The organism is Pseudomonas sp. EGD-AK9, from assembly GCF_000465935.2.
Classification (GTDB): domain Bacteria; phylum Pseudomonadota; class Gammaproteobacteria; order Pseudomonadales; family Pseudomonadaceae; genus Aquipseudomonas.
This window is the reverse complement of the sequence record NZ_AVOF01000176.1, coordinates 1-6,975: the sequence shown is the minus strand read 5'-3', so window position 1 is coordinate 6,975 and position 6,975 is coordinate 1. Positions and strand designations below refer to the sequence as shown.

The window sequence follows — 6,975 nt, the reverse complement described above, 5'->3', positions numbered from 1 at the left end:
CACCAGCCCGGCCTCGCCGGCTGGCGCAGCGCTGGTAGCGCGCCCTGGCGCTTCGTCCTCAAGCAGGGCGAACACAAGCACGCCGTGGAGCTGGACGTGATCACCAGCGGCCCGCAGGCGCAGCTGCGCGTGCGTCGGGGTGAGGAGCAGCTGTCTCTGCGCCTGCTGGCCAGCGATGGCCGCTGGCTGAGCCTGGAACTGGACGGCGTGCGTCGCCGCCAGGCCTACCACCTCGAAGGTGAGCGCCTGTGGCTGTACGGTGAACACGGCAACCTGGAACTGCAGGACATCACCCACGAGCCGGCCGGCGGGCAGAACGCCGCCAGCAGCGGCGCGGTAAAGGCGCCGATGGATGGTGCCATCGTCGACGTGCTGATCGCCGAGGGCGCCAGCGTAAGCAAGGGACAGCTGCTGGTGGTACTGGAAGCGATGAAGATGGAACACCCGCTCAAGGCCGGCGTCGACGGCATCGTCCGCCGCGTCGGCGTGAGCCAGGGCGACCAGGTCAAGAACCGCCAGTTGCTGGTGGAGATCGAAGCAGCAGAAGCCTGATGTAGGGTGGATGGCGCTTCATCCATCCACCCTACGACTAGAACAACAAGAGGAACGCCCATGTCACTTTCCGGCAAGACCCTGCTTATCACCGGCGCCAGCCGCGGCATCGGCCGCGAGATCGCCCTCAAGGCCGCCGCCGATGGCGCCAATATCGTCATCGCGGCCAAGAGCGCCGAGCCACACCCGAAACTGGCAGGCACCATCCATAGCGTCGCCGCCGAGGTCGAGGCCGCTGGCGGCCAGGCCCTGGCCCTGCAACTGGACGTGCGCGACGAACAGGCCGTGGCCGCCGCCATGGCCCGCGCCGCCGAGCACTTCGGCGGCATCGACGCGCTGGTCAACAACGCCGGGGCGATCAAGCTGGTGGGCGTGGAGAAGCTCGAACCCAAGCGCTTCGACCTGATGTACCAGATCAACACTCGCGCGGTGATGGTGTGCAGCCAGGCAGCGCTGCCCTATCTGAAAAAGAGCCCCGGCGGACATATCCTCAACCTGTCGCCACCGCTCAACCTCGACGCCAAGTGGTTCGCCCAGCACGGCCCCTACACCGTCACCAAGTACGGCATGAGCATGCTCACCCTGGGCATGAACGAGGAATTCAAGAAGTACGGCATCAGCGTCAACTCGCTGTGGCCCAAGACCATGATCGCCACCGCCGCCATCGAGTTCGAACTGGGCAGCCGCGACGCCTTCAAACGCGCGCGCAGCCCGGCCATCATGGCCGATGCGGCCCACGCCATCCTGAGTAGCGAAGGCCGCAGCATCACCGGGCGCCTGCTGATCGACGAGGACATCCTGCGTGAACGGGGCGTCACCGACTTCGAGCAGTACCGTTTCGATCCCGCTGGCGGCAGCCTGGTACCCGACCTGTTCGTTGATTGAACGCCCCACTGGGTGCATCGCCGCTACTCTGCTCCCCTCTCCCATTCCTGGGAGAAGGGCTGTGGGAAAGGGAACGTCGTTTCGGTTTCGTAGCCCGGATGAAATCCGGGAAGAATGCGCCAGCCACCCCCGGATTTCATCCGGGCTACGGACAGCCGACTTGCTCACCGAAAGCCTCGGCTATTTGCCGATCTGCCCGCCGCCGGACGCACCAGAGCCATGGCTGGTGCGCGCCAGGCTGACTAGAGTCAGAACTCGCCTCCAATTCATAACAGTTCAAGTGCGAGCCCCATGAGCCAAGCCGATCTGATTTCGCCCTTTCGCTTCCTCGCCCACCTGCCGCAGCACCTGCCCCGCGTGCCGCGCATGCTGCGCGGCCTGTACTACGCCGGCATCCGCAACCGCGAGAAGAAGCTGTCGCTGGCCTGGGCGCTGCAGCGCGCCGCGCAGCTGCATCCCGAGCGTCCGGCGCTGCTGGACGAACAACGCCGGCTCAGCTACCGCCAGTTCAACGCCTGGACCAATCGCCTGGCCTGGGCCTTCAAGGCCGAGGGCGTGGGTCACGGCAGCGTGGTTGCGGTGATGCTGGAGAACCGCCTGGAGCTGCTGGCTATCCTCGCCGCCCTGAGCAAGCTCGGCGCGGTCGGCGCGCTGGTCAACACCACCCAGCGCGGCAAGGTGCTGGCCCATAGCCTGAACCTGGTCGAGCCGGGCTTCCTGGTGGTCGGCGCCGAGCTGCAGGCGGCCTTCGCCGAGGTCGCCGGGCAGCTCGATAACCCCGATGCGCCGCGCTACTGGGTGGCCGACCAGGATTGCCTGGAGGACGCCGGGCAGGCGCCGGACGGCTGGCGCAACCCAATGCAGCTGGCACGCGGCCAGGCCGAAGGCAACCCGCCGGACAGCGCCCTGGTGCGGATGAAGGATCCCTGCTTTCTGATCTACACCTCCGGCACCACCGGCCTGCCCAAGGCCTCGATCATGAGCCACGGCAAGTGGATCAAGGCCTACGGCGGCTTCGGCCACTCCGGCCTGACCCTGAACGAGCGCGACGTGCTCTACCTCACCCTGCCCTGTTACCACAACAACGCCGTCACCGTGTGCTGGAGCGCGGCCCTGGCCGGCGGCGCGGCCATCGCCCTGCGCCGCAAGTTCTCCGCCAGTGCCTTCTGGAGCGACGTGGCGCGTTACCAGGCTACCTGCTTCGGCTATATCGGCGAGCTGTGCCGCTACCTGCTCAATCAGCCGGAAACCGACATCGAAAAGAACAACAGCCTGCGCTGCATGATCGGTAACGGCCTGCGCCCGTCGATCTGGGCCGAATTCAAGCAGCGCTTCAGCGTCGAGCAGATCACCGAGTTCTATGCCTCCAGCGAAGGCAATATCGGCTTCACCAACGTCTTTAACTTCGACAACACCGTCGGCTACACCCCGGCCACCTATGCCATCGTCCGCTACGACCTGGAGAACGACCGGCCGCTGCGCGGCAAGAAGGGCTTTCTGCAGAAGGCCGACAAAGGCGAAGCGGGTCTGCTGATCAGCGAGATCAGTGCCAAGTGGCCGTTCGACGGCTACACCGACCCGGCCAAGAGCGAGGCGGCGATCCTGCGCGACGTGTTCAAGAAGGGCGACGCCTGGTTCAACACCGGCGACCTGATGCGCGACATCGGCTGCAAGCACGCGCAGTTCGTCGACCGCCTCGGCGACACCTTCCGCTGGAAGGGCGAGAACGTTTCCACCACCGAGGTGGAAAACGTGCTCGGCGCCTTCGCCGGGGTGGAGGACGCGGTGGTCTACGGTGTGGAGATTCCCGGTACCAATGGCCGCTGCGGCATGGCCGCGCTGCGCCTGGCGCCTGGCTTTGAGCTGGACGGCGCCGCACTGGCCGCGCACCTGGATCGCGAACTGCCGGCCTACGCCGCGCCGCTGTTCGTGCGCCTGCTCGGCGAGGTGGAGACCACCGGCACTTTCAAGTACAAGAAGACCGACCTCAAGCAGGCCGGCTACGACCCGAGCCGGGTCGATGGGCCGCTCTACGTGCGCCTGCCCGGCACGGCGAGCTTCCAGCCGCTGGATGACGCGCTGCATGCGGCCATCGCGCGCCAGGCTTATCGCTTCTGAACGTTCGAACGCCTGGAAGCGCTAGGGGGCGCCGCGCACCGGCCGCGCTACTGCTTGAACTCGAACTGCAACTCGGCGCCTTCGATGGACTCCCAGTAGTCGTCCACCCGCTCGTTGCTGATCAGCCGACCGCTGAGCTGGAAGGGGCTGACAGTCTCGGGTTTGTCGCCGAACAGGGGAGGCAGCAGTGGCGAGAGCTCCTCGCGGGTTTCGCTCTCCAACGCTTGCTCGAACAGCTCCTGCGGCACGCTCAGATCCAGCGCCGGTTTCGGCTCGAGTTCGGGCTTGAGCTGCGGCGCGGCGGCCGGCTTGGGCTTGGCAACGGCCTGAGGTTTGCCAGGCGCGGCTGGTTTGACTTCGGCGGCTTCGGCCGGCGACGCCGGCTCGACGGGCTCAGGCTTGGCAACCTCGGTTGCAGGCGCCTCGACCGGCGCGGCAAGCGGCGCCGGAACAGGCTCGGGCTGCTGCGCCACGGGCTCCGCTGTACGCTCGCAGGCGCTCAGCCAAGCCAGGCACAGCAGCAACGGAAGGGACTTACGCATCATGGGACAAGGGTAACTCGGTCGACGATGCGCTCATGCTCCCCTGCCCGTGCCTGGCTGGCAAGCCGGCTTACACGACTTTTACCTCGCCCTTCATTCCTGAAGCGGCTCGGCAGCCAGATGGCTCAGCTCGGCTTCGATATCCAGTTGCGGATAATCGGCCTGCAACTGCTCCAGCAAACGCTTTGCCTCGGCCTGCTTGCCCGTACGCCGCAGCTCCAGCAGACGCAGCAAGGCCTCGCGCGGCTCGCTCTGGCTCACCAACTCGGCCATGGGCGATATGGCCGCGGTGCTGGCCATCGGCGCGTCGGCCATCGCGGCAGGTGGCGCCAAGCGTGCCATGACCTCGGCCTTCATCCGTTCCTCAGGAGCGGCCATGCGCGCCACCGACTCGCCCTCGGCAGCACGCTTGGCCGCCATCGGCGCGGAGGCTGGCGCAGCTGGGCTCATGGCCACGCTGGGCGGCACGGCATCGAATGCCTCCGGAGTCTGCTCCAGGGTGCGCCAGGTCAGGCTGACGCCGATGCCGACGCAGGCCAGCCCGGCTACCGCCACCGACCAGCGCTGCCGGCCGCTACCGAACAGCCACTGGTGCAAACGCTGCGGCCAGCCAGCCTTGTCGCTGACGGCTTCGGCCTGCTTCGCCTCACGGGCGGCCGCGCTTGCCGCCGCCAGGATGCGTGCGTCCAGCTCGGCCGAGGGTTCGCCTTCGCCATGGGCACGAAAATGCGCCAGCAGCGCCTGTTCGTGGTCCAGTGTTTCTCGATCGTGGGTCATGCGGACAACTCCTCGGTGGCCAGCAGCCGGCGTAGTTTCTGCAGGGCGTAGCGCAGGCGGCTCTTGACCGTCTCGGCCGGCGTGCGGGTCAACTCGGCAATCTCGTTCAGTTCCAGGTCGCCATGGGCGCGCAGCAGGAACACCTCGCGCTGGTCGGCCGGCAGGTCCGCCAGCGCGGCCTGTAGGCGCTGGCTGTCGCGGCTCAGGCCGAGCTGCTGCTCCGGGCCCGGCTGCGGGTCCGCCTGGGCGTGCTGGCCTTCATCGTACGCGTCGTGGCCGGCCTGGTGCCTGCCAGTCTTGCGCCAGTGGTCGATCAGCCGGTTGCGGGCGATCTGGTACAGCCAGGTCTTGAACAGCACCGCCTCGCGCTGTTCGCTCTGGCTGCGCACCAGGCTCATCCAGGTTTCCTGGAACACTTCCTCGGCCAGGGCGTGGTCGCCGCACAGGCCGAGCAGAAAGCGGAACAGACCCAGCCGATGGCGCTGGTACAGCGCATTGAAGGCCGCGGCGTCGCCGCGGCGGTAACGCCGCAACAGGGCGGCGTCGTCGTCCGTGAGGGGTGCGTTCACTGCTGAACTCGTACTGGAGTGGAGCCGGAAGTGTGCAGGCTCTGGGCGATTTCGGCCAGCTGGATGAACTCGCCGCGCAGGCCGAAACTGTCCTCGCCCTTGCCCGAGCGGGCCAGCGCGATGCTCTGCGCCAGATCGAAGTCGCCGGTGTAACGGCCGTCCTTCAGCTGCTGGGCGAAGGCTGCCACCGCTGCGGCGAAACGCAGATCCTCGCTGGCGGCCGCAACCGGTTTCGCCTCGTCGCGCGCAATGGGTCGTTCCAGCAGGCGACTGCTCGCTTCCCCCGGCGCCTTGTAGCGAATCCGCAGCCAGGCCAGCTCGCCGCTCTTTCCAGCCGGTTGAATGCTGCTCTGATAACGCAATGGCTCCAGCCAGCCCTTGCCACCAGCCGGCACGATCTCGTACAGCGCGGTGACCGTATGCCCTGCGCCGATCTCGCCGGCATCGACCTTGTCGTTGCTGAAATCCTCGCGCTCGAGCGTACGGTTCTCGTAGCCCAGCAGGCGGTATTCGCTGACCTCGGCCGGGTTGAATTCCAGCTGCAGCTTGACGTCGCTGGCCACAGTCGCGAGGGTCGAACCGAGCTGCTCGACCAGCACCTTGCGCGCCTCGCGCAGGTTGTCGATATAGGCGTAGTTGCCGTTGCCGGCGTCGGCCAGCTGCTCCATCAGGCGCTCGTTGTAGTTGTCCACGCCAAAGCCCAGGGTGGTCAGCGACACGCCGCTCTTGCGCTTGTCCACGGCCAGTTGCTTGAGGCTGTCGAAGTCGCTGATGCCGACGTTGAAGTCGCCGTCGGTGGCCAGCAGGATGCGGTTGATGCCGCCGTCGATCAGGTGCTTGCTCGCCTGCCGATAGGCCAGCTGAATGCCCGACTCGCCGGCAGTGGAGCCGCCCGCGGTCAGCTGGTCGATCGCCGCGCGAATGGCCGCCTTGTCGCTGCCGGACGTGGAGTCCAGCACCACCTGACTGGCGCCGGCATAGGTGACCAGCGACACGCGGTCCTGCGGGCGCAGCTGGTCGACCAGCAGTTTCAGGGTGCCCTGCACCATCGGCAGGCCTTCGCGGCGCTGCATCGAGCCGGAGACATCCACCAGAAACACCAGGTTGGCCGGCGGCAGCTCATCCACGCTGCGGTCCGACGCCTTGATGGCGATACGCAGCAGGCGCGTGTCGGGATTCCAGGGCGTCACCGCCAGTTCGGTGCTGACGCCGAAGGGCGCGTCGCCCTGCGGCAACGGGTAGGCGTAGGGGAAGTAGTTGACCAGCTCTTCCAGGCGCACGGCGTCCTTCGGCGGCAGTTGCCCGCCATTGAGGAAACGCCGCACGTTGGCGTAGCTGCCGGTGTCCACGTCGATGCTGAAGGTCGACACCGGCGTCTCCGCCACGGCGAATACCGGGTTGTCCGCGTAGGTCTGGTACTGCTCGCGCGCCACGTCGCGGTAGCCCGGCGGCAAGGTATCGAGCATGGGGCTGGGGACAGGGGCGACATGGTTGGGCAGTAGGCTCTCGCGCTTGCGCGTCAGCTCGGCACG

The 6,975-nt window shown here is 67.1% G+C and carries 7 protein-coding genes; 3 read left to right on the top strand and 4 right to left on the bottom strand.

Features of this window, described 5'->3' with window-relative positions; genetic code table 11:
• The 3 genes from N878_RS09750 to N878_RS09740 all read left to right on the top strand — a co-directional run.
• The coding region (locus N878_RS09750; RefSeq protein WP_031302962.1) for a biotin/lipoyl-containing protein at window positions 1-552 on the top strand (552 nt) is incomplete at its 5' end.
• Window positions 553-612: 60 nt separating this feature from the next.
• Window positions 613-1,437 (top strand): NAD(P)-dependent oxidoreductase, encoded by an 825-nt coding sequence (locus N878_RS09745; RefSeq protein WP_021443478.1) that lies wholly within the window; start codon window positions 613-615, stop codon window positions 1,435-1,437.
• 291 nt (window positions 1,438-1,728) lie between these two features.
• Complete coding sequence (locus N878_RS09740; protein WP_021443477.1) at window positions 1,729-3,555, top strand: long-chain-acyl-CoA synthetase; 1,827 nt, start codon at window positions 1,729-1,731, stop codon at window positions 3,553-3,555.
• Window positions 3,556-3,602: 47 nt separating this feature from the next.
• On the opposite strand, the gene N878_RS09735 is transcribed toward N878_RS09740, so the two are convergent.
• The 4 genes from N878_RS09735 to N878_RS09720 form a co-directional block, all read right to left on the bottom strand.
• Window positions 3,603-4,028 (bottom strand): hypothetical protein, encoded by a 426-nt coding sequence (locus N878_RS09735; RefSeq protein WP_256218062.1) that lies wholly within the window; start codon window positions 4,026-4,028, stop codon window positions 3,603-3,605.
• A gap of 162 nt (window positions 4,029-4,190) precedes the next feature.
• Complete coding sequence (locus tag N878_RS09730) at window positions 4,191-4,874, bottom strand: hypothetical protein (protein WP_021443475.1); 684 nt, start codon at window positions 4,872-4,874, stop codon at window positions 4,191-4,193.
• Window positions 4,871-5,443, bottom strand: a complete 573-nt coding sequence (locus tag N878_RS09725; protein ID WP_021443474.1) for an RNA polymerase sigma factor — start codon at window positions 5,441-5,443, stop codon at window positions 4,871-4,873. Before N878_RS09725 ends, N878_RS09730 begins: the two co-directional genes overlap by 4 nt.
• A partial coding sequence (locus N878_RS09720) for a VWA domain-containing protein (protein WP_021443473.1) occupies window positions 5,440-6,975 on the bottom strand: 1,536 nt, incomplete at its 5' end. The genes N878_RS09720 and N878_RS09725, both read right to left, overlap by 4 nt.

Excerpts from the sequence above, each read along its gene's own strand:
- N878_RS09745 (WP_021443478.1), top strand. The coding sequence starts at position 613 with ATGTCACTTTCCGGCAAGACCCTGCTTATCACCGGCGCCAGCCGCGGC.
- N878_RS09740 (WP_021443477.1), top strand. The coding sequence starts at position 1,729 with ATGAGCCAAGCCGATCTGATTTCGCCCTTTCGCTTCCTCGCCCACCTG.
- N878_RS09730 (WP_021443475.1), bottom strand. The coding sequence starts at position 4,874 with ATGACCCACGATCGAGAAACACTGGACCACGAACAGGCGCTGCTGGCG.